26 protein-coding genes are annotated in these 20,192 nt (G+C 72.2%); 12 read left to right on the top strand and 14 right to left on the bottom strand.

The window, feature by feature from the left end; genetic code table 11:
• The first annotated feature begins 41 nt into the window (after positions 1 to 41).
• The 6 genes from AB0G28_RS18115 to AB0G28_RS18140 all read left to right on the top strand — a co-directional run bounded on the left by AB0G28_RS18115 (position 42) and on the right by AB0G28_RS18140 (position 6,710).
• The gene (locus tag AB0G28_RS18115; RefSeq protein WP_361089616.1) at positions 42 to 926 is read left to right on the top strand and encodes an AraC family transcriptional regulator; all 885 of its coding nucleotides are present in this window, start codon (positions 42 to 44) and stop codon (positions 924 to 926) included.
• A gap of 50 nt (positions 927 to 976) precedes the next feature.
• Positions 977 to 1,864 carry a hypothetical protein gene (locus AB0G28_RS18120; protein ID WP_361089618.1) on the top strand — a complete coding sequence of 296 codons (888 nt, stop codon included), beginning with the start codon at positions 977 to 979 and terminating at the stop codon, positions 1,862 to 1,864.
• A 203-nt stretch (positions 1,865 to 2,067) separates the two neighbouring features.
• Entirely contained in the window at positions 2,068 to 2,250 is a 183-nt protein-coding gene (locus AB0G28_RS18125) for a hypothetical protein (protein ID WP_004559256.1), read from the top strand.
• A gap of 190 nt (positions 2,251 to 2,440) precedes the next feature.
• The gene (locus tag AB0G28_RS18130) at positions 2,441 to 2,986 is read left to right on the top strand and encodes a hypothetical protein (protein ID WP_361089620.1); all 546 of its coding nucleotides are present in this window, start codon (positions 2,441 to 2,443) and stop codon (positions 2,984 to 2,986) included.
• Between the two features lie 24 nt (positions 2,987 to 3,010).
• The gene (gene bcp / locus AB0G28_RS18135) at positions 3,011 to 3,484 is read left to right on the top strand and encodes a thioredoxin-dependent thiol peroxidase (protein ID WP_361089622.1); all 474 of its coding nucleotides are present in this window, start codon (positions 3,011 to 3,013) and stop codon (positions 3,482 to 3,484) included.
• Between the two features lie 34 nt (positions 3,485 to 3,518).
• Complete coding sequence (locus tag AB0G28_RS18140; RefSeq protein ID WP_361089624.1) at positions 3,519 to 6,710, top strand: NACHT domain-containing protein; 3,192 nt, start codon at positions 3,519 to 3,521, stop codon at positions 6,708 to 6,710.
• On the opposite strand, the gene rdgB is transcribed toward AB0G28_RS18140, so the two are convergent.
• The 5 genes from rdgB to AB0G28_RS18165 are packed head-to-tail and all read right to left on the bottom strand — an operon-like array spanning position 6,707 to position 10,342.
• A complete protein-coding gene (rdgB, locus tag AB0G28_RS18145; protein ID WP_361089625.1) occupies positions 6,707 to 7,315 on the bottom strand; it encodes an RdgB/HAM1 family non-canonical purine NTP pyrophosphatase in 609 nt (202 codons plus the stop codon). The two genes, AB0G28_RS18140 and rdgB, sit on opposite strands and share 4 nt — an antisense overlap.
• Entirely contained in the window at positions 7,312 to 8,088 is a 777-nt protein-coding gene (gene rph / locus AB0G28_RS18150; RefSeq protein WP_091317310.1) for a ribonuclease PH, read from the bottom strand. Before rph ends, rdgB begins: the two co-directional genes overlap by 4 nt.
• Positions 8,089 to 8,112: 24 nt before the next feature.
• Positions 8,113 to 8,880 (bottom strand): MBL fold metallo-hydrolase, encoded by a 768-nt coding sequence (locus AB0G28_RS18155; RefSeq protein ID WP_361089627.1) that lies wholly within the window; start codon positions 8,878 to 8,880, stop codon positions 8,113 to 8,115.
• Positions 8,881 to 8,909: 29 nt separating this feature from the next.
• On the bottom strand, positions 8,910 to 9,716 hold the full coding sequence (gene murI, locus AB0G28_RS18160) for a glutamate racemase (RefSeq protein WP_361089629.1): 807 nt from the start codon (positions 9,714 to 9,716) through the stop codon (positions 8,910 to 8,912).
• The gene (locus tag AB0G28_RS18165) at positions 9,713 to 10,342 is read right to left on the bottom strand and encodes a rhomboid family intramembrane serine protease (RefSeq protein WP_361089631.1); all 630 of its coding nucleotides are present in this window, start codon (positions 10,340 to 10,342) and stop codon (positions 9,713 to 9,715) included. The genes murI and AB0G28_RS18165 overlap by 4 nt, the downstream gene beginning before the upstream one ends.
• Before the next feature lie 94 nt (positions 10,343 to 10,436).
• On the opposite strand from AB0G28_RS18165, the gene AB0G28_RS18170 reads away from it, so the two are divergent.
• Positions 10,437 to 11,297 carry an arylamine N-acetyltransferase gene (locus AB0G28_RS18170; protein ID WP_361089633.1) on the top strand — a complete coding sequence of 287 codons (861 nt, stop codon included), beginning with the start codon at positions 10,437 to 10,439 and terminating at the stop codon, positions 11,295 to 11,297.
• Here the strand turns inward: AB0G28_RS18170 and AB0G28_RS18175 are convergent.
• Positions 11,255 to 11,971, bottom strand: a complete 717-nt coding sequence (locus AB0G28_RS18175) for an aspartate/glutamate racemase family protein (RefSeq protein ID WP_361089635.1) — start codon at positions 11,969 to 11,971, stop codon at positions 11,255 to 11,257. The two genes, AB0G28_RS18170 and AB0G28_RS18175, sit on opposite strands and share 43 nt — an antisense overlap.
• Before the next feature lie 9 nt (positions 11,972 to 11,980).
• Here AB0G28_RS18175 and AB0G28_RS18180 point away from each other — a divergent pair, with 9 nt between their 5' ends.
• Entirely contained in the window at positions 11,981 to 12,811 is an 831-nt protein-coding gene (locus tag AB0G28_RS18180; protein ID WP_361089637.1) for an MBL fold metallo-hydrolase, read from the top strand.
• 1 nt (position 12,812) lies between these two features.
• Here the strand turns inward: AB0G28_RS18180 and AB0G28_RS18185 are convergent, their stop codons facing one another.
• The 3 genes from AB0G28_RS18185 to AB0G28_RS18195 all read right to left on the bottom strand — a co-directional run bounded on the left by AB0G28_RS18185 (position 12,813) and on the right by AB0G28_RS18195 (position 14,513).
• Positions 12,813 to 13,763 carry a cysteine synthase gene (locus tag AB0G28_RS18185; RefSeq protein WP_361089639.1) on the bottom strand — a complete coding sequence of 317 codons (951 nt, stop codon included), beginning with the start codon at positions 13,761 to 13,763 and terminating at the stop codon, positions 12,813 to 12,815.
• A 3-nt stretch (positions 13,764 to 13,766) separates the two neighbouring features.
• Positions 13,767 to 14,039 (bottom strand): MoaD/ThiS family protein, encoded by a 273-nt coding sequence (locus tag AB0G28_RS18190; protein ID WP_004559268.1) that lies wholly within the window; start codon positions 14,037 to 14,039, stop codon positions 13,767 to 13,769.
• Between the two features lie 66 nt (positions 14,040 to 14,105).
• The gene (locus AB0G28_RS18195) at positions 14,106 to 14,513 is read right to left on the bottom strand and encodes a M67 family metallopeptidase (protein WP_361089641.1); all 408 of its coding nucleotides are present in this window, start codon (positions 14,511 to 14,513) and stop codon (positions 14,106 to 14,108) included.
• 81 nt (positions 14,514 to 14,594) lie between these two features.
• Between AB0G28_RS18195 and AB0G28_RS18200 the strand changes: the two genes are divergently transcribed.
• Complete coding sequence (locus tag AB0G28_RS18200; protein ID WP_361089643.1) at positions 14,595 to 14,975, top strand: hypothetical protein; 381 nt, start codon at positions 14,595 to 14,597, stop codon at positions 14,973 to 14,975.
• Positions 14,976 to 14,980: 5 nt separating this feature from the next.
• On the opposite strand, the gene AB0G28_RS18205 is transcribed toward AB0G28_RS18200, so the two are convergent.
• The 5 genes from AB0G28_RS18205 to clpS are packed head-to-tail and all read right to left on the bottom strand — an operon-like array spanning position 14,981 to position 17,576.
• On the bottom strand, positions 14,981 to 15,475 hold the full coding sequence (locus AB0G28_RS18205; protein WP_361089645.1) for a hypothetical protein: 495 nt from the start codon (positions 15,473 to 15,475) through the stop codon (positions 14,981 to 14,983).
• Positions 15,472 to 15,714 (bottom strand): Clp protease ClpS, encoded by a 243-nt coding sequence (locus AB0G28_RS18210; protein ID WP_361089646.1) that lies wholly within the window; start codon positions 15,712 to 15,714, stop codon positions 15,472 to 15,474. Before AB0G28_RS18210 ends, AB0G28_RS18205 begins: the two co-directional genes overlap by 4 nt.
• 31 nt (positions 15,715 to 15,745) lie before the next feature.
• A complete protein-coding gene (locus AB0G28_RS18215) occupies positions 15,746 to 16,726 on the bottom strand; it encodes a P1 family peptidase (RefSeq protein ID WP_361089648.1) in 981 nt (326 codons plus the stop codon).
• On the bottom strand, positions 16,723 to 17,280 hold the full coding sequence (locus AB0G28_RS18220) for a DUF2017 domain-containing protein (RefSeq protein ID WP_004560463.1): 558 nt from the start codon (positions 17,278 to 17,280) through the stop codon (positions 16,723 to 16,725). Before AB0G28_RS18220 ends, AB0G28_RS18215 begins: the two co-directional genes overlap by 4 nt.
• Positions 17,277 to 17,576, bottom strand: a complete 300-nt coding sequence (clpS, locus tag AB0G28_RS18225) for an ATP-dependent Clp protease adapter ClpS (protein WP_043776748.1) — start codon at positions 17,574 to 17,576, stop codon at positions 17,277 to 17,279. Before clpS ends, AB0G28_RS18220 begins: the two co-directional genes overlap by 4 nt.
• Positions 17,577 to 17,650: 74 nt before the next feature.
• Here clpS and AB0G28_RS18230 point away from each other — a divergent pair, with 74 nt between their 5' ends.
• Genes AB0G28_RS18230 through AB0G28_RS18240 form a run of 3 tightly spaced genes read left to right on the top strand, consistent with a single transcriptional unit; the run spans position 17,651 to position 20,187 of the window.
• Complete coding sequence (locus AB0G28_RS18230; protein ID WP_361089650.1) at positions 17,651 to 18,952, top strand: nicotinate phosphoribosyltransferase; 1,302 nt, start codon at positions 17,651 to 17,653, stop codon at positions 18,950 to 18,952.
• Between the two features lie 15 nt (positions 18,953 to 18,967).
• Positions 18,968 to 19,546 (top strand): isochorismatase family protein, encoded by a 579-nt coding sequence (locus AB0G28_RS18235; protein WP_361089652.1) that lies wholly within the window; start codon positions 18,968 to 18,970, stop codon positions 19,544 to 19,546.
• On the top strand, positions 19,543 to 20,187 hold the full coding sequence (locus AB0G28_RS18240; protein WP_361089654.1) for a bifunctional 4-hydroxy-2-oxoglutarate aldolase/2-dehydro-3-deoxy-phosphogluconate aldolase: 645 nt from the start codon (positions 19,543 to 19,545) through the stop codon (positions 20,185 to 20,187). Before AB0G28_RS18235 ends, AB0G28_RS18240 begins: the two co-directional genes overlap by 4 nt.
• Positions 20,188 to 20,192 lie beyond the last annotated feature (5 nt).

Below are 20,192 nucleotides of genomic sequence, written 5' to 3' on the forward strand. Positions count from 1 at the left end.
GGCCTCTTGCACGATCCTGCCGGCACGGCTTACCTGGACAGGTGCTCGCCGAACTCCGCGCCCTCGTGGCCGCCCACGCGCGCGCGGACCTGCGCACGCCGATCCCGGGCCTGCTTCTGTCCACAGTGGACACCAGCGAGCCGCACCACTCGCTCGCCGAGCCGTTGCTGGTGGTCATGGCCGACGGCGGCAAGCGCCTGCTGCTCGGCGAGCAGGTGCACGAGTACCGCGCCGGGCAGTACCTGCTGGTCGGCGCGGACGTGCCGGTGACCGGCCACTTCATCGGGGCCACGCCGCGGACGCCGGCGCTGGGCGTCGGCGTGGCGCTGCGGCCCGCGGCGATCGCCCCGCTGCTGCTGCGGGCGCCGCCGGCCCGCACGCCGCCGTCGTCCCCGCTCGCGACGGGGGACACGAGCCCGGAGCTGCTCGACGCCGTGCTGCGGCTGGTGCGGCTGCTCGACCACCCGTCCGACGCGCCCGTGCTCGCGCCGCTGGTCGAACGGGAAATCCTCTGGCGGCTGCTGACCGGCCCGCACGGCGAGCTCGTCCGCCGGATCGGCCTCACCGACAGCGGCCTGGCCCGGGTGAGCCGGGCGATCCGGTGGCTGCGGGACAACTACGCCGAGCCGGTGCGGATCGAGGAGCTCGCCCGGCTGAGCGGGCTGAGCGCGTCGGCGTTCCACCGGCACTTCCGCACCGCCACGGCGATGAGCCCGCTGCAGTTCCAGAAGCGCATCCGCCTGCAGGAAGCGCGGTCGCTGCTGCTGGCCGGCGCGGGTGACGTCGCGGGCGTCGGGCACCTCGTCGGCTACGACAGCCCGTCGCAGTTCAACCGCGAGTACCGCCGCCTGTTCGGCGCCCCGCCCGGCCAGGACGCGGCGCGGCTGCGCGCGGCCGCCGCACCCGCCGGGCCGCAGTTGCCCTGAGGTCCGATCCGTTCAAGACTTCCGCCACCGCCGGGTGCGACGCTGGTCGCATGCCTGTGAACCTCTCCGCGGCCGCGTCCTTCATGGCGACGCACGCCCGCGTCCTCGACCGGCGCCGTTTCGAACTGCTCACCGGCGCGACGGAGGCCCGCGCGGTACTGCAAGCCCTCGACGGCTACCGCAACCCCGACGGCGGCTACGGCTGGGGCCTCGAACCGGACCTGCGGGCGCCGGAGAGCCAGCCCGGCGGCGCCCTCCACGCCTTCGAAGTGTTCGAGGAGATCGCCCCGGACACGGCCGGGCAGGCGCACCACCTGTGTGACTGGCTGGCGTCGGTTTCCACGCCGGACGGCGGGCTGCCGTTCGCGCTGCCCGTGGCGGACCCGGCGGGGTGCGCGCCGTTCTGGGTCCAGGCCGATCCGGCGGAGGCGACGCTGCAGAGCACGGCGTTCACCGCCGGTGTCGCCCTGCGCGTCGCCCGCCACGACCGGTCCGTGCGCGAGCACCCGTGGCTGACGGCGGCGACGCGGTACTGCTTCCGCGCCATCCGCGAGCTTTCTTCGGCGCCGCACGCGATCGCGCTGTCGTTCGCGGTGCGGTTCCTGGACGCCGCCGACGACTTCCACGCGGAGGCTTCCTCGCTGCTGGACCACCTGGCCACGTTCGTCTCGCCCGACGGGCTCGTCCCGGTCGCGGGAGGTTCGGACGGCGAAACCCTGCGTGCCCTGGACTTCGCGCCCCTGCCGCACCGCCCGGCACGCCGGTTGTTCGCCGACGGCGTCGTCGAAGCCGAACTGCGCCGGCTCGCCGGCGAGCAGCAGGACGACGGCGGCTGGCGGGTGGATTTCGCGAGCTACTCGCCCGCGGCGGCACTCGAATGGCGCGGCTACGCGACCGTCCGTGCGGTCTCGATCCTGCAGCGCAACGGAGTCCTCTGAGCTTCTACACGATCGACGCCAAGGTCCACCCGGCCGTGGGTTGTCGAGTGGCGCGTGGTGAGCGGAGCGGGGCCGCCGTTCGCCCATCCGGGGGCGACCCACCTGGCGGACCCGGCCACTCGGCCGGGCGATCGCACGCGCCTTCCGGTCGGCCCGGCCGAACCCGTACTGTGACCGGGGAAGCCGGTTCCCGGAGGTGAAGCATGTCGTCGCGCAACCCGTTGCGCTGGTTCGCCCGCTGGGCCGACTGGTTCGAGGAACGCGGCGTGTACGTGCCCGGCGAAGAGAGCCGTGCGGTCGACCCGGTCCGCGATTTCGGCTGGCTGATGGCCGCGTGGGTGGCCGGTGTCGCGATCTTCATCCTGTTGTTCGCCCTCGCGGTTTAAGTGGCATGTGGGCAAAGATTGTCACCAGCCGTGCCGTTCCGGTCACGGATTGGCCACGGGGCGGCACCAGGTGCGCGACAACCCCCCGTCGCGCCTCGTAACCGCGCGCGATCACGGCCAGAGTGGAGCGGGTTCGCCCGGCATCCCCGTTGCCGAACGGCACCCCGACCCGCCGACTGGAGTACCCGCGATGGCGCTCGCGCGCACGTGCAAGATCATGTTCACCACAGGATTGCTGAGCCTGACGGTGGCGTGCGGGGTCCCTTCGGCGCAAGGCGGCACCGCCGCGCTCGGCGCGGCCGGCTCACCAGCCGGCGCCGGAGCGTCGGCTTCACCGGCGGGCAACGACCTGAAGTTCGGCGCCGACCACCGGTTCGCCGGCGGCCTCACGATCTCCGTCGGCTCCCCGAAGTCGTTCCGGCCCAGCCCGTCGGCGTACCCGCAGAGCCCGCGCGGCGCGGTGTTCGACGTCGAGCTGACGAACGACGGCTCGACGACGTACAAGCTTTCGGGCCTCACGGTCACGGCCACCTCGGCGGGCACCCCGGTCAAGCAGGTCGTGGACACGACCCAGGGGTTCACCGGCATCACCGACGCGGGCAAGGACGTGCTGCCGGGCCGTTCGGTGCACCTGACGCTGGCGTTCGCGGTGCCGCAGGAGCAGACGCAGCTGAGGCTGCAGATCCGCCCGAGCGCGACCGAACCCACGGCGGTCACCTACTGCGGCCCGGCCTGAGCCGGCGCGGTTAGGCTCGGGGGCATGACCGAGCGACTTTCCCCCGGCGACGAAGCCCCGGACTTCACCCTGCCCGACAGCGAGGGCAAGGAGGTGTCGTTGCGCGACTACCGCGGCGAGTCCGTCGTGGTGTACTTCTACCCGGCGGCGAGCACCCCGGGCTGCACGAAGCAGGCGTGCGACTTCCGCGACAACCTCGCCGAGCTGAACGACGCGGGCTACCGCGTCATCGGCATCTCGCCGGACACGCAGGCGAAGCTGGCGAAGTTCGCCTCGAACGAGAGCCTGACGTTCCCGTTGCTGGGCGACCCGGACAAGACGGTGATTTCCGCTTGGGGCGCGTACGGCGAGAAGAAGAACTACGGCAAGACGTACCTGGGCGTGATCCGCTCGACGTTCGTCGTCGACCCGGCGGGCAAGATCGCCCACGCCTGGTACAACGTCCGCGCGACCGGCCACGTGGCGAAGCTGATCCGCGACCTCGGCCTGGCCGCCTGAGCGTTCCACCGGCGGTCTGAGGGCGGGAGGGCAGTTGACGGGCCTGGAAGCACCGGCGCTGAAACTCGGCGGGCAGATCGCTTCGTCCGCGGCGAAATCGTGGCTGCAGCGGCGAAAAGCCGGCTTCGAGCGATCGGCGGACCTGATCGAGCTGGCGGCCGGTGAGCTGAAGGGACCGCTGGAGCGGCGCAAGCTGGAGAACCTCGTCCAGGCCATCGGGACGCAGGTGGCCGAACAGCTGGAGCAGGTCCTCGCCGACCGGTTCTCGACACTGCCGCAGAACGAGATCGACGCGGCCTTCCTCGCCGTCGAAGACGCGGTGGGCAAGGCGGACCTGTCCGACGAAGCCCTGCTCGCCGCGGACGCGGATGCCGAGCAGCTGGCCAGGAAGATCCGCGGCGACCTGCCGCGTGAACGGCTCCTCGCGCCCCAGGCGGCGGCGCTTTACGAACTGGCGCTGGACCAGGCGTGCCGGCACCTCGTGCAGGTGGTGCGCCACCTGCCGTCGTTCCAGCCCAGGGCGCTCGCGGAGGTGCTCGGGCGGCTCAGCCGTCAGGCTGACCAGCTCGACGAGCTGCTGGCCAGAGTGCCGAAGACGAGCCTCAAGGCCCCGGAGGGCGTCGACCGCGACGCCGAGTTCGAGACGACGTATCTGCGCCACCTCGCCCACGCCCTCGACCGGCTCGAGCTGCTCGGCTTGACGATGGACGACCAGCCGGCGCTGCCGTTGACGGTCGCCTACCTGAGTTTGAGCGTCTCCCCCGAGGGCGAGCCACGGCGGACCGGCCGCCGCACCGACGAGCTGTGGTTCGAGAAGCGGCACAGCCGGGTCCACAGCGCCAACATGCGCGTGGAAACAGCGCTGGGCGAAGCGACCCGGGTCCTGGTACGCGGCGAAGCAGGCTCGGGAAAGACGACGCTGCTGGACTGGCTGGCGGTGACGGCGGCCCGCGGCGGGTTCACCGGGAAGCTCGCCGGCTGGAACGGCCGGGTACCGTTCCCGATCCGGTTGCGCAGCTTCGCCGCCGAGCCGTTGCCGCGGCCGGAGGAGTTCGTCGGCCACATCTCGCCGGTGCTGGCGCCACCGGACGGCTGGGCACGGCGGATCCTCGAGTCCGGCCGGGGCATGGTCCTGGTCGACGGCGTCGACGAAGTCGGTGCCACCCATCGCCGGGAGGTCAAGGCCTGGCTGCGGGAGCTTTCGCTGGCGTTCGAAAACACCTTGTTCGTCGTCACGTCCCGCACGGCCGCGGCGGACCAGCGCTGGCTGGCCCAGGAGGGCTTCGACTGCCTCCTGCTGGAGCCGATGAGTGCCGACGACATCGAAGCGCTGGTGGCCCGCTGGCACAAAGCCGCCGACGCCGGTGGCACAGTACGGCAAGGCACCGACCTGCCCGCCGCCCAGCAGCGGCTGCTCAACCAGCTGGACAGCCGGCCGCACCTCCGGATGCTGGCCGCGAGTCCGTTGCTGTGCGCGATGTTGTGCGCGTTGAACCTGGCTCACCGGTCCGAGCTGCCACGCGACCGGATGGACCTGTACCGCAAAGCCCTGTCCATGCTCCTCCACCTGCGCGACGCCGAGCGCAAGATCGACGTGATCCTCACCGAGGCGCAGAAGCAGATCCTGCTGGGCGACCTGGCGTGGCGGCTGTCGCTGGCGTCGAAAGTGGAACTCCCCAAGAACCGCGTCCGCGAGCACATCGCCCGCCGGCTGCCGTCGTTGCCGCACGTCGACCACACCCCGGACGAGGTGCTCGACCACCTGCTGGAACGCAGCGGCGTCCTCCGCGAACCGGTGCGCGACCGCGTGGACTTCGTGCACCGGACGTTCCAGGAGTGCCTGGCCGCGAATGAGGCCACCGAACAGGACCACCTGGAAACCCTGGTCGAACGAGCCCACCTGGACACCTGGTGGGAGACGATCGTGATGGCCTGCGGCCACGCGAAGCACCACCAGGCCGGGGCGCTGCTGGCGGGGATCCTGGACCGGGCCGACGAAGAGCCTCGGCACGCACGCCACCTGCGCTTGCTGGCGGCGGCCTGCCTGGAGACGGTCAGCAACGCGGATCCGGAGGTCATCGCGCGGGTGGAGGCGGTGATCCGCGGACAGCTGGTGCCCCCGCGAAGCATGCGGGAGACGCAGTCATTGGCGTCGATCGGCCACCGGGTCTTGCGCTACCTGCCGCCGACTTTGGCGGACCTTTCGGACGCAGCCGCCGCGGCGACGGTGCGAGCCGCAGCGCTGACAGCCGGGGACGACGCGCTTCAGCTGCTGCGAAGCTACGCTCAGGACAGCCGCCCTTTGGTGCAGGACCAACTGACCGAAGCCTGGCAGTATTTCGAACCGGAAAGGTTCGCCGCGGAGGTCCTGAGCGACTCCCCGCTGGCCGGCGGCGAAGCGTCGGTCGAGTCTTCTCGCCTGCTGCCCCACGTCGGCCGCCTGAAAAACCTGACCAAGCTCACTGTGGGCTTGTCGTCCGCCGACGAGCAGTCAGATCTCGACTTCCTCGGAGACGTCCCGCACGTGCAGCACCTCTCGCTGCACTTCCCGGCCGATCAGGCCGTCGACGTTTCCCCGCTGGCGAGGCACCGCGAGCTGATCGAAGTTTCGCTCTATTTCGCGCTGCGATACAAGAACATCAAGAAACTGCATGCCTTGCCATCGTTGCGGAGCGCGACCTTCTTCCGGTCTTCCCCCTGGCGAAGCCTGGACGCCATCAGCGGACTGACTCGGCTGGAAGAGCTGTACCTGGACCAACTCCACCGCCTTGACGGTATCGGCGCCTTGGCCGAGCTGAGCAACTTGACTCGCCTCCGGCTCTGGGAATGCACCCAGCGCACACTCAGCGGCGACACCGCTCTCGTGAAGCCGACGGACGTGGCGCTGTACGGTGCCTTCGGCGGCTCGAAACGGGTGCTTCCGGGCGGCATGATCGCGGCTGCTTTCCCCAACGCCGAACACCTGGACCTTCAGCACATCGACCTCGAGGACGCACACGAGCTCGCGAAACTGCCCCTCGAGACGTTGGCCGTGATGGGTCCGGCCGAGCTGGACCTTCGGCCGTTCAGCGGCCTGCAGACATTGCGTAAACTCGCCCTGATGGGCACCGGTCACGCCCTCGACCTGAGCCCCTTGGCGGGTGCCAACGTGACGATCGAGGTCTGGAACACACCGCTGACCGGCGCGGAAGAACTCGGCCCCGGCGTGAACCTGATCGTCCACTAGCTTCCGGCTAGTTCCCGCAACGCCGGGAGAAGGGCGCGCAGCGCCCGCCCGCGGTGCGAAGCCGCGTCCTTCTCCGCCGGGTCCATCTCCGCCGACGTCCGCGACTCGCCGTCCGGCCGGAAGATCGGGTCGTACCCGAACCCGTTGGTACCACGGCGTTCCCGGATCAGCGTCCCGCGCCACTCGCCGCGGACCACCGTCTCCTCCCCCGACGGAAGCACCAGCGCCGCGGCGCACACGAACTGCGCCCCGCGCCGCTCGTCCGGGACGTCCCGCAGCTGCCCCAGCACCAGATCCAGGTTCGCCTCGTCGTCGCCGTGCTTACCGGACCACCGGGCCGACAACACGCCCGGCATGCCGTTCAACGCGTCCACCGCGAGCCCCGAGTCGTCGGCGATGGCGGGCAACCCACAGGCCGTCACCGCGTCGCGGGCCTTCGCCACCGCGTTGCCCTCGAAGTCCGGGGCCGTCTCGGGTGCCTCCGGGAACGGAGGCACGTCCGCGAGACCGAGCACCTCGATGCCGGAAATGCCTTCCGCGGCAAGGATCCGCCGGAGCTCGCCGAGCTTCTTCGCGTTGCGCGTGGCCAGAAGCAGCTTCGTCACTTCGAGCCCTTCTTCTTGTCCGGACGCGGCTCCGGCAGCTCGCCGGGGTACGGCAGCGCCAGTGCCTCGTTCTGCAGCCGGGTCAGCTCGGCGCAGCCGGCCAGCGCCATGTCCAGCATCGTGTCCAAAGTGGACCGGGCGAAGGTCGCGCCCTCGCCGGTGCCCTGGACCTCGATCAGCGTGCCCGCGTCCGTGGCCACCACGTTCATGTCGACCTCGGCGCGGGAGTCCTCTTCGTACGGCAGGTCGAGCCGGACCCGGCCGTCGACCACGCCGACGCTCACCGCCGCCACCGACGACGACAGCGGCTGCGGGTCGTTGAGCCGGTTCGCCGCGCCCAGCCACGTGATCGCGTCCGCCAGCGCCACGTAACCGCCGGTCACCGCGGCCGTGCGGGTGCCGCCGTCGGCCTGGATGACGTCGCAGTCGATGACGATCGTGTTCTCGCCCAGCGCCGCCAGGTCGATGCAGGCCCGCAGCGACCGGCCGATCAGCCGCGAGATCTCGTGCGTGCGGCCACCGATCCGGCCCTTGACCGACTCGCGGTCACCTCGCGTGTTGGTCGCCGACGGCAGCATCGCGTACTCGGCCGTCACCCAGCCGAGGCCCGAGCCGGCCCGCCAGCGCGGCACGCCTTCGGTGACGCTCGCCGCGCACAGCACCCGCGTGTTGCCGAATTCGATCAGCACCGACCCCGCCGGCCACTGCTGGAACCCCCGGGTGATCTTGATGTCGCGGAGCTGGTCGTCGGTCCTGCCATCTTTACGAGCCACGGGTGCACTCTATGACCGTCCGCGTCAGACGTCGTAGACGGCACCCTGCTTGACGACCTCGGCTCCGGGAAACTCGGCCGACGCCTCGCCCAGGACCGCACCGGCGTCGGTCCACGGCGCGATGTGCGTGAGCAGCAGCCGCCCGGCCCCGGCGTCACGCGCCAGCTCGCCGGCCTGCTTCCCGGACAGGTGCACCCCCGCCGGCCGCTCCGTGGAGTCCGTCCAGGACGCTTCGGCGAGCAGCAGGTCGACGCCGTCGGCGAGCTCGTTCAGCGCCGCGCACGGCCCGCTGTCGCCGGTGAAGGCGAGGATCCGGCCGCCGTAGGAGATCCGCAGGCCGTACGCCGGGGTCGGGTGGTCGACCTCGGCCGCGACGACGTCGAACGGCCCGATCCGGAACGGTTCCGGCCGCAGCGGGCGGAAGGCGTAGACGTCGGTGAGGTCGGTGACGGCCCGCTCGGTCTCGTTGGGCGCGTACGCGTTCGCCAGCCGCGTCGGCGCGTCCGGCGGCGCGTACAGCGGCAGCAGGCGCGGCCGCGCGGGGTACGGCGGCGCCGGGTGGTAGCGGCGGAGGACGGTGAGCGCGCTGACGTCGGCGCAGTGGTCCGGATGCAGGTGCGTGAGCACGAGGGCGTCCAGGTCGAACGGATCGGCCACGGCCTGCAGCTGCGCCAGCGTGCCGTTGCCGAGTTCGAGGCCGAGCAGGAAGCCTTCGGCCTCGATCAGGTAACCGGACGCCGCGGCGTTCGGCCCGGGGATGCTGCCGGAGCACCCGAGGATGGTCAGTCGCACTTCGACACCCTAAGCGCCGGAGGTATCGTTTACGCGGTCGTGGGAGCGAGGACACCCGGGGCGAAGCCCATGAACCGCTGGGCCAGCCGCGTGAACGGCTCGGCCGAGCCGGTGGCGAGGAACTCGTGCCGCGGCGGTGTGTCCCTCGTGGTCAGCAGGTCCCCTTCGGTGAGGACGCGAACGAGGTCCTTCGCGGTCTCCTCGGCGCTCGAAACGAGCGTCACCTCCTGCCCCATCACGATCTGCAGCACGCCCTGCAGCAGCGGGTAGTGCGTGCAGCCGAGCACGAGCGTGTCGACCCCGGCGTCGAGCAGCGGCTGGAGGTAGCCCTGCGCGAGCCCGAGCACCTGGCGCCCGGTCGTGATGCCGCGCTCGACGAAGTCCACGAACCGCGGGCAGGCGACGCTGGTGAGCGTGATGCCGGGTGCCGCGGCGAAGGCGTCTTCGTAGGCCCGCGACCGCACGGTGCCTTCGGTGCCGATCACCCCGACGCGGCCGGTGTGCGTGGCGATGACGGCGCGCCGCGCGGCGGGCAGGACGACCTCGATCACCGGGACGTCGTAGCGCTCGCGGGCGTCGCGCAGGCAGGCCGCGGACGCCGTGTTGCAGGCGATGACCAAGGCCTTCACGCCGCTTTCCACGAGCTCGTCGAGCGCCGCGAGCGCGTAGCTGCGGGCGGTGGCGATCGGGAGCGGGCCGTACGGGTTGTGCGCCGTGTCGCCGACGTACCGGAGCTGCTCGGCGGGGAGCTGCTCGAGGATCGCCCGCGCGACCGTCAGCCCGCCGACGCCGGAATCGAACACACCGATCGGGGCATCAGCGGGCGGAGACGTCACGCTTCGAGGTTACCCGGCGCCGCCTTGCGGGACCGCCGGGTGGTCAGCCAGGCCGCGAGGACGCCGGCCAGCGCGCCGAAGAGGTGTCCCTGCCAGGAGACGCCGGGCTGGCCCGGCAGCAGCCCGGCCAGCATGCCGCTCCACACGCCGAGCAGGACGAGCGCGACGACGATCTGCCCGGCCGCGCGGTTGAAGATGCCGCGGACCAGCAGGTAGGCGAGCCAGCCGAAGGCGAGGCCGGACGCGCCGACGGTGACGCCGTCCGACGGCCCGATCAGCCACACGCCGAGCCCGGACACCACCCAGATGATGGCCGTGACCAGCGCGAACCGGCCGATCCCGGCGGCCATCGCGAGGAACGAGAGCACGAGCACCGGCACCGTGTTCGCGAACAGGTGCGACCAGCCGGCGTGCAGCAGTGGCGCGAACAGCACACCGTCCAAGCCGGACAGCGCCCGCGAGTGGATACCGCCCTGGTCGAGGTCGCCGGGCAGGATCACGTCGGCCAGCTCGACCAGGTAGAGCAGCAGGGTGAACGACAGCGCGACGAGCGCGGCCGCCTTCGGTCGCGGCGGCAGCACGCGCTTGGCGGCGTCGGTTTCCGGGGCGGGGTTCGAAGTGCTCACGCCTTCGAGGCTACGTCGGGTCGCGGGCCCGCCACCTCGGGTGAAATCCCTGATCCGGCGGTTTTGTCGGAGGTCACCGCTAACGTCTGCGGGCATGGGGAACATCGACGTCACCGGATACCTCGAGCGGCTGGGCCTCGGCGCCGAGCCGCCCGGCCTCGCGGCCTTGAAGCGGCTGCACGCGGCACATGTGGAGCGAGTGCCGTACGAGGCGTTGGAGATCCAGCTGGGCCGGCCGACCCCGCTCGAGCCCGCGGCGTCGGTCGCGCGGATCCTGCGGGGCCGCGGCGGGTACTGCTACCACCTGAACGGGGCATTCTCGGCCTTGCTGCGGGCCCTCGGCTACCAGGTCACGCGGCACCTGGCCGGGGTGCAGGGCGGGCCGGGCGACGCGCCGGGCGCCGACCGGAGCCACCTGGCGCTGACCGTCACCGGGCTCCCGGACGCGCCGGGCACGGCGTGGCTGGTGGACGCCGGGCTCGGCGACGGCCCGCACGAGCCGCTCCCCCTACGGGAAGGCACCTACGTCCAGGGCCCGCACACCTACCGGCTGCGGCGGTCGGAGGTCGTGCCGGGTGGCTGGCGGTTCGACCACGACCCGTCGGGCAGCTTCACGGGCATGGACTTCGCGCCCGGTGCGGCGGAAATGGCCGACTTCGCGGAGAAGCACGCGTGGCTCTCGACGGCGCCGGAGTCCGGGTTCGTGCGGGTCTGCGCGTTCCTGCGGCGGGACGCGACGGGCGCCGACACCCTCCGGGCGCTCACCCTGAACCGCCACGGCGCCAAGGAGCTGCTCGAGTCATCCGAGGGGTGGTGGGCGGCGGTGGATGACGTGTTCGGCATCCCGGCCGCGCTGTTCACGGCCGAGGAGCGCGAGCGGGTGTGGCGGCAGGTCGTCGCGCAGCACGAGGCTCACGTGGGTGGCAAGGGCAGCGAGGTGGTGCCCAGCGCGTAGTCCACCGCCGCGTCGGCGTGCAGGCGGGTCGTGGGGAACGTCGGCACCGGCGAGTCCGCCGGGCCGACGAGCAGCTCGATCTCCGTGCAGCCGTAGATGACGCCTTCGGCGCCCGCTTCGACCAGGCGCGCGATCACCGCGCGGTAGGCCTCGCGGGACTCGGGCTTCACCACGCCGAGCACCAGCTCGTCGTAGATGACCCGGTGCACGAGGTCGCGGTCTTCGGCGCCGGGCACGAGCACGTCGAGCCCGTGCGCGGCCAGCCGGTCGCGGTAGAAGGGCTGCCCCATGGTGAATCCGGTGCCGAGCAGGCCGACGCGGCGGACACCGGCGGCCTTGACGGCCGCGGCGGTGGCGTCGCCGAGGTGCAGCAGCGGGACGCCGAGGCCATCTTCCAGCTGTGCGGCCACCTTGTGCATGGTGTTGGTGCAGAGCACGACGAAGTCGGCACCCGCCGCCTCGAGGGCCTTGGCGGCGCGGTTCAGCTCGGCCCCGGCGTCGTCCCAGCGGCCGTCGGCCTGCATCCGCTCGATGGCGGCGAAGTCGACGGAGTAGAGCACGGTGTGCGCGGAGTGGAACCCGCCGAGAACGGCCTTCACCCGCTCGTTCACGAGCCGGTAGTACTCGATCGACGATTCCCAGCTCATCCCGCCCAGCAGCCCGATGACCCTCATACTCCCAGCATGCCCGAACCGCGCACGGCCTTCGCCGGCGTCTCGAACGTCCTGGTCACCGACGGAAGCTCGGCCGTGCTGGTCGACGGCTTCTTCTCGCGGCCGTCCCTGCTGAAGCTGGCGGCGACGCGCGTGGCGCCGGACCGCGCCCGGATCGACGAGGCCCTGCGGCGCCTCGGTGTCACGGAGCTGGACGCCGTCCTGGTCGCGCATTCCCACGTCGACCACGTGCTCGACGCGCCGGTCGTCGCCGAGCTGACCGGCGCCACGCTCGCCGGCTCGCCCTCGACCCGGAAGGTCCAGGAGGGCTACGGCCTGGCCGCCGAGCCGTTCGAGGAACTGGTGCCGGGCAAGCCCGCCGAGTTCGGCGCCTTCACCGTGACGCCGGTCGAGACCGCGCACAGCGCGGGCGACCGGGTGCCGGGCGAAATCACCGAGCCGGTCCGGCTGCCGGCCAGGTCGAAGGCCTTCAAGACCGGGCGGTGCTACTCGTTCCACATCGCGCACGCGGCGGGGAACGTGCTGGTCCACGCGTCGGCGAACTTCGTGCCCGGCGCGCTGGGCGGGTACCGCGCGGACGTCGTCTACCTCGGCATCGGCGCGGCCGGCAAGCAGACCGAACAGTGGCGGGAACGCTACTGGCGCGAGACGGCCGGGTCGGTCGGCGCGCGGACCGTCCGGCCGATCCACTGGGACGCGTTCTGGCGGCCGCTGAGCAAGCCGCTGAAGCCCCTGCCGAAGGTGTTCGACGATCTGGGGACGACCATGGCCACCTTCGAGCGGCTGGCCGCGGCCGACGGCGTAACCCTCGCCATGCCGGAACTCTGGAAGCGGGTGTAGCTCAGGCCCAGAGCTGCCCGTCGAGCCGCTCGGCGGCCTCGTCCAACGACCCCGAGTACGCCCCGGTGGACAGGTACTTCCACCCGGCGTCCGCGACGACGAACGCGACGTCCGCCCGCTCCCCCCGGGCCGCGGCCTTCTCGGCCACCGCCAGGGCGGCGTGCAGCACCGCGCCCGTCGAGATGCCCGCGAAGATGCCTTCGTGCTCCAGCAGCTCACGCGTCCGGCGCAGCGCGTCGTACGCGCCCACGGAGTACCGGCCGTTGAGCACCGAAGCGTCGTACAGCTCCGGCACGAAACCCTCGTCGAGGTTGCGCAGGCCGTACACCAGCTCGCCGTAGCGCGGCTCGGCCGCGATGACCTGGACGTCCGGCTTCGCTTCGTGCAGGTACCGGCCGACACCCACCAAAGTCCCCGTCGTGCCGAGGCCGCCGACGAAGTGCGTCAGCGTCGGCAGGTCCTTGAGCAGCTCGGGCCCGGTGCCGCGGTAGTGCGCGTCGGCGTTGGCCGGGTTGCCGTACTGGTAGAGCATCACCCAGTCCGGGTTCGCCTCGGCCAGCTCCTTCGCCCGCCGGACGGCCTCGTTCGAGCCGCCCGCGGCCGGCGAAAACACGATCCGCGCGCCGTAGGCCTGCAGCAGCTGCTTGCGCTCGGTCGAGGTGTTCTCCGGCATCACGCAGACCAGCCCGTAGCCCTTGAGCTTGGCGGCCATGGCCAGCGAGATGCCGGTGTTGCCCGACGTCGGCTCCAGGATCGTGGAGCCCCGGCGCAGCTTGCCCTCGCGCTCGGCGGCTTCGATCATGGCCAGCGCGGGCCGGTCCTTGACCGAGCCGGTCGGGTTGCGGTCCTCCAGCTTCGCCCACAGGCGCACGTCGTGCGTGGGCGAGAGCCGGGGCAGCCCGACCAGCGGGGTGCCGCCGAGCGCGTCGAGCAGGGACTCGAAGCGAGCCATCGATCAGCCACCGGCCACGGCGGGGAGGATGGTCAGGGTGTCGCCGTCCTTGACCTCGGCCTCGAGCCCGCCGGCGAAGCGCACGTCCTCGTCGTTGACGTAGACGTTGATGAAGCGGTGCAGCTTCTCCTCCTTGACCAGGCGCGCCTTGATGCCGGCGTGCCGGGCTTCGACGTCGTCGATGACCTCGAGGACGGTCGCGCCCTTCGCCTCGACGGACTTCTCGCCGCCGGTGTGGGTGCGCAGGATGGTCGGGATGGAGACGGTCACGGCCATGGGTTCTTACCTCCGGTGGGTTCTTACCCGCAGACGCCGGTGGCGCGGCGGTTATTCCGGCGGGGCTCAGTCGATGATCTCGACCGGCTCCTCGGTGATCTCGGCGTCCACGATCCGGTACGACCGGAACTCGTGCACTTCGGGGTCGCGGGTCGACACGAGCACGTAGTGCGCGCCCGGCTCGGCGGCGATGGACGCGTCGGTCCGCGACGGGTACGCCTCGGTCGCGGTGTGCGAGTGGTAGATGACCACCGGCACCTCGTCGTTCGCGTCCATCTCCCGGTACAGCTTCAGCAGGTCGCCGGAGTCGAACTCGTAGAACGTCGGCGACCGGGCCGCGTTCAGCATGGGGATGAACCGCTCGGGCGAGTCGGAGCCCTCGGGCCCGGCGATCACCCCGCACGCCTCGTCGGGGTGGTCACGGCGGGCGTGGGCGACGATCTCGTCGACGAGTTCACGGCGGATCCGGAGCACACCGACATCTTAGGTGGTGGACACGGCACGTCCAGATGATGAGACATACCGCTCACCAGGCGTTCTTGGGATACTGGCCGCGTGCCGCTGTCGTCGAAAGTACGCGATCGGTGCCGGATGTACCTCGGCACGGAGGAGCGGATCCAGTACCTGATCCCCGGCATGTCGCTGTACGTGAACCGCATGCGGGCCCGGGTCGGTTTCCTGGTCATGGTGACCGACCGGCACGTCACCCTCCTGGCCTGCAGCCGCTGGAGCCTGAACCGGCCGAAGCAGATCTGGGAACGCCTGCCGCGCGACACCGAGCTGGGTCCGCTGGACATCCACCCCTCGCTCGGGCCGATCCTGTCGGTCGGCGGCATCGACCTGGAGATCGACGAGGAGTACATCGCGGCGGTCCGCGCGGCGAACCTGGAGATCAGCGGCGACGGCCTCCCGGAGGACCCCTACCCGGGCGGCTGACCGCCTCAGAGCTCCAGGAACACCGGCACGTCGGCCCGGGCCAGCGCCGCCGCGGCGACGTGGCTTTCCAGGTCCTGGAGCCAGGCGACCGTCCGCTCGGCGCCCCAGCGCGTCGCGAACAGCGGATCGAGCGACACCTCCCAGCGTGGCTGCCGCAGGTACGCCGACTGGGCGTGGACGAGGACGAGCCGCAGGTCGCGGGCGCCCGCGCGGTCGAGCTCCAGCTCCGTGCCGCCGGGCCACGCCTCGAGCACGCGGGAGAACGCGGCCACCACCTCGGCGCGCATCGCGGCGCCGTGCCGGTCCCGGAAGGCCGCGCTGGGCTCGCGGTGCCGGTAGGCGTCGGGGAACAGCTTCGTGTCGGCGATCCCCTTGCGCCCGGAGGCGGCCAGCCGGGCCGCCACCTCGGTGAGCGTGTGGTGCAGCACCGACGCGGTGTTCGGCGCCAGGGCGAGCCGGATGCGGCCGGACCACGCCGTGACGTGCGCGAAGTCGGTCACGGGGCCGGCTCGAGGGTCGCGCGCAGGCCGCGGACCTGCAGGGCCGCGGCGAAGTCCTCGGCCGGCCCGGCAGGCAGCGGGTCGAGTGCGGCCGAGCCGGCGGTGTGGATCCGCTCCGCGGCGGCCAGGGATTCGCCGTCCGGCAGGTCCAGCAGCTCCGCCAGCACCAGCGCCACTCCGGCGGAACTGTTCACATTGTCGTCGTGGATCCGGACGACCCACTTCTCGTCGAGCTGCACCCCAGGATGATCCGAGCCGGGCCGCCCGGCGTTACGCGAACGCCTCCGGCCAGACGTCCCGGTAGGCGGGCACCCCGCCCGCGGTCGTCGCGGCCAGCAGGCCGTGCACCATCGCCCGGGCGAACACCCGCGCCGCCGCCGAGCACAGCGCGTCGAGCGCCGCCGGCCGGGCCGCCGCGCCGAACGGCCCGCTCGCCTCCGGCAGCTCACGCGCACCCGTGGCCAGCGCGAACACCGTGTCGCCGTCGAACATCGTGTGCGCCGGACGCACCGCGCGCGCCAGCCCGTCCTGAGCCGCGACCGCCAGCCGTCGCGCTTCGGCCTTCGAGAGCGCCGCGTCGACGGCGACGACCCCGATGGTCGTGTTGAGGTCCGTCCGGCGGGACGGCAGGTCGGCGGGCCGCGACGGCCACGTCACGCCGAAGTCGCCGTGGTCGGCCGCGTAGGCACGGCCCGTCGTCAGGTCCACGGCTTCCCCGGCCGCGTTGACCGCCGCCAGCGCGCCGACCGTGTACTCGCCGACGACCTCGCTGGCCGAGCCGATCCCGCCCTTCAGAGACCCGACAGCCGCGCCCGCGCCCGCGCCGGCCGTTCCCTGGGCGAACGAGACCGAAGCCGCTTCGCAGGCCTCGTACCCGAAGGACGCGTCGGGCCGGTTGCCCCACTCACCGCGCGGCAGGTCGAACAGCACGGCCGCGGGCACGATCGGGACGACCTCGTGCGGCTGCGTCCCGACGGGAAAGCCCAGGTTGCGCTCCGAAAGCCACCGCATCACGCCGTCGGCCGCGGCCAGGCCGTACGCCGACCCGCCCGACAGGCACACCGCGTTGACCCGCTGCACCAGGTTCTCCGGTTCGAGCAGGTTCGTCTCCCGCGTGCCCGGCGCGCCGCCGCGCTGGTCGACCGCGCCGACCGCGCCGTCGGGCACCAGGACCACCGTCGTCCCGGTGGCCCAGCCGTCGCCGACCCGCTCGTGGTGCCCGACCAGGACACCGGGCACGTCGGTGATCATCCGGTCAGCGCCTGGATCAGCGTCTCCTGCACCCAGGTCAGCCAGTGGTAGACGCCGAGGTGCGGCGCCCGCGGGTCGTCCTCGGGCAGTTCGTCGGGCATGTCCTCGGTGACGTCGAGCGCGGTGCCCAGCGCCAGCCGGACGTCGTTGAGCGCGCCCAGCCAGGCGTCGGCCTGCTCCTCGGTCAGCCGGACGTGGCCGCCGTCGCGGGGCAGCGTGTCGAGCACGATCTTCGCCACGCCGACCTTGATGTCGAGCAGCTCCGGCTCGTGCAGCGACCGCATCGCCGCGGAGGAGTCGATGTCCTCCCGCGACGGGTTGTCCGGGTCGAGCTTGTGGAAGTCCGGGAGCAGCCGCGAAAGAACCGGGTCGTCCGGGGACTCGGTGGGCCCGGTCCGGATGCCGGTCAGCTCGGCGAGCTCGTCCTGCGGCGCCTCTTCGGCCCGCGCGGTGAGCATGTCCTCGAGCTGGCTGACCAGCCCGCGCAGCACGGCCGCTTCCTGCTGCTCGAACCCGGCGTGGATCACCGCGCCCTTGCGCCGCCAACCGTTCACGACGGCTGCTCCATGGTGGCCCAGAGGCCGGCCGCGTGGAGTTTCGCCACGTCCGTCTCCACCTTCTCCTTGCTGCCGGACGACACGATCGCCTTGCCCTTGTGGTGCACGTCCAGCATCAGCTTGGTGGCGTGGTCGCGGCTGTAGCCGAACAGCTTCTGGAAGACGTACGTCACGTACGACATGAGGTTGACCGGGTCGTTCCACACCACGGTCCGCCACGGTGTGTCCGACTCGGCGACTTCGGCACCGACCGGTTCGACCTGCGTCTGTTCGGATGCGACAGGCGTGGACATGCACCCCATGGTGTCACGGAGGGGACGGGGTACGCCGCGCCAGGTCCGGCCATGTGGGTGAATAGGCTTACCCCATGGGTTCACCGGAGCCGGTCACGGCCAGCACTGCGCTGCTCACCGACCACTACGAGCTGACCATGCTGGGCAGCGCGCTCGCCGACGGGACGCACGCGCGGCCCTGCGTATTCGAGGTTTTCGCCAGGAGGCTGCCGGACGGCCGCCGCTACGGCGTCGTCGCGGGCACCGCCCGGGTGCTCGACGCGATCGCGGACTTCCGCTTCACCGACGCCGAACTGGCGCAGCTGGAAGCGACCGCGGTCGTCGACGACGCGACGCTCGCCTGGCTGGCGGACTACGAGTTCTCGGGTGACGTCGACGGCTATCCCGAGGGAGAGCTGTACTTCCCGGGCTCGCCGATCCTCACCGTCACCGGCTCGTTCGGCGAGTGCGTGCTGCTGGAGACGCTGGTCCTGTCGATCCTCAACCACGACAGCGCCATCGCGTCCGCGGCGGCCCGGATGTCCGGCGCCGCGCACGGCCGCCCGATCATCGAGATGGGCGGCCGCCGCACGCACGAGTACGCCGCGGTCGCCGCCGCGCGCGCCGCCTACCTGGCCGGCTTCGCGACGACGTCCAACCTGGAAGCCGGGCGCCGCTACGGCATCCCGACCCGCGGCACCGTCGCGCACGCCTTCATGCTGCTGCACGACAGCGAGGAGGCGGCGTTCCGCGCCCAGGTGGACAAGATGGGCGCGGACACGACGCTGCTGGTCGACACCTACGACATCACCGCGGGCATCGAGACCGCCGTCCGCGTCGCCGGGCCGGAGCTCGGCGCGATCCGGATCGACTCGGGCGACGTCGGCCCGCTCGCCCGCCGCGCCCGCGAACAGCTGGACTCCCTCGGCGCCAAGGACACCCGGATCGTGGTGTCCGGCGACCTCGACGAGCACGCCATCGCGGCGCTGCGTGCGGAACCGGTGGACGCGTACGGCGTCGGCACTTCGGTCGTCACCGGCTCCGGCGCGCCGACCGCCGGGATGGTCTACAAGCTGGTCGAAGTGGACGGCAAGCCGGTCGCCAAGCGCAGCGCGCACAAGGAGTCCCGCGGCGGCCGCAAGTCCGCGCTGCGGCGCCACCGCGGCACCGGCACGGCGGTCGAGGAGGTCGTGTGGGCGACCTCGGGCGCCGCACCCGAGCCGGAAGCCAACGACCGGCCGCTGCAGATCCCGCTGATCCGCGCTGGCCGCCCGGAGCCGGACCTGCCTACGCTCGACGACGCCAGGCAGCGGCTGCGCCGTGGCCTGGTCAGCCTGCCGTGGGAGGGCCTCAAGCTCTCGCACGGCGAGCCCGCCATTCCGACGTTGTTCCTCTGAGAGGGAGTTCGACCGATGGGTACCGCGCTGATCGTGGTGGACGTGCAGAACGACTTCTGCGAAGGAGGTTCGCTCGGCCTCCCGGGCGGGGCCGCCGCGGCCGCCGCCATCTCGAAGCAGGCCGCCGAAGGCGGGTACAGCCACGTCGTGGCCACCCGGGACAACCACATCGACCCGGGTGACCACTTCAGCGAGACGCCGGACTTCAAGGACAGCTGGCCGGTGCACTGCGTCGCCGGCACGGCGGGTGCGTCGTTCCACTCCGCGCTCGACGTCGTCCCGATCGGCGAGGTGTTCTCCAAGGGCGAGTACAGCGCCGCCTACTCCGGCTTCGAAGGCGCGGCCCGCGACGGGAAGTCCCTGGAAGCCTGGCTGCGCGAGCACGACGTCACCGACGTCGACGTCGTCGGCATCGCGACGGACTTCTGCGTCCGCGCGACGGCCCTCGACGCGGCGAAGGCGGGCTTCGGCGTGCGGGTGCTGCTGGACCTGACCGTCGGCGGTTCCCAGCCGACGGTCGACGCGACGCTGAAGGACTTCGACGAGGCGGGCGTCGCGTACACCGGCACCGCCGTCGTCGGCACCGCCGCGTGAAGGATTTGCAGGCCGCGCTGGCGGAACACCGGCTCGTCGCGATCCTGCGGGCGTCGGACGCGTCGAGGTTCGCCGACGCGGCGATGGTGCTGCACGCGGCGGGCGTCCGCCTGCTCGAAGCGACCTTGACGACGCCGGGCGCGCCCGCGGCGATCACCGCGCTGCGCCTGGCGCTCGGCGAAGCCGCGCTGGTCGGCGCGGGCAGCGTCCGCGAACCGTCCGATGTGGACATCGCGGTCGGCGCGGGCGCGGCGTACCTGGTCACGCCGACGGTCGACCCGGCGGTCCTGGAGCGCGCCGCGGCCCTGGACACCCCGGTGATCTGCGGCGCGCTGACACCGACGGAGATCGACCAGGCGTGGCGGCTCGGCGCGGCCGCGGTGAAGGTGTTCCCGATCGCGGCCGTCGGCGGGCTCGCCTACCTGCGCGCGGTGCGGGCGCCGCTGCCGGACGTCCCGCTGGTCCCGACCGGCGGCGTCCACCTGGCCGACGTCGAGGGCTACCTGCGCTCGGGCGCGATCGCCGTCGCCGCCGCAACCCCCCTGCTGGGCGACGCCCTGTCCTCCGGCGGCAGCCTCCCGGACCTGGCCACCCGGGCAGGCGAGTTCGTCGCCGCCGCTTCCCGCTTCACCACCGCCTGACCCGA

The sequence above is a fragment of the Amycolatopsis sp. NPDC021455 genome (assembly GCF_040640995.1).
Classification (GTDB): Bacteria; Actinomycetota; Actinomycetes; order Mycobacteriales; family Pseudonocardiaceae; genus Amycolatopsis.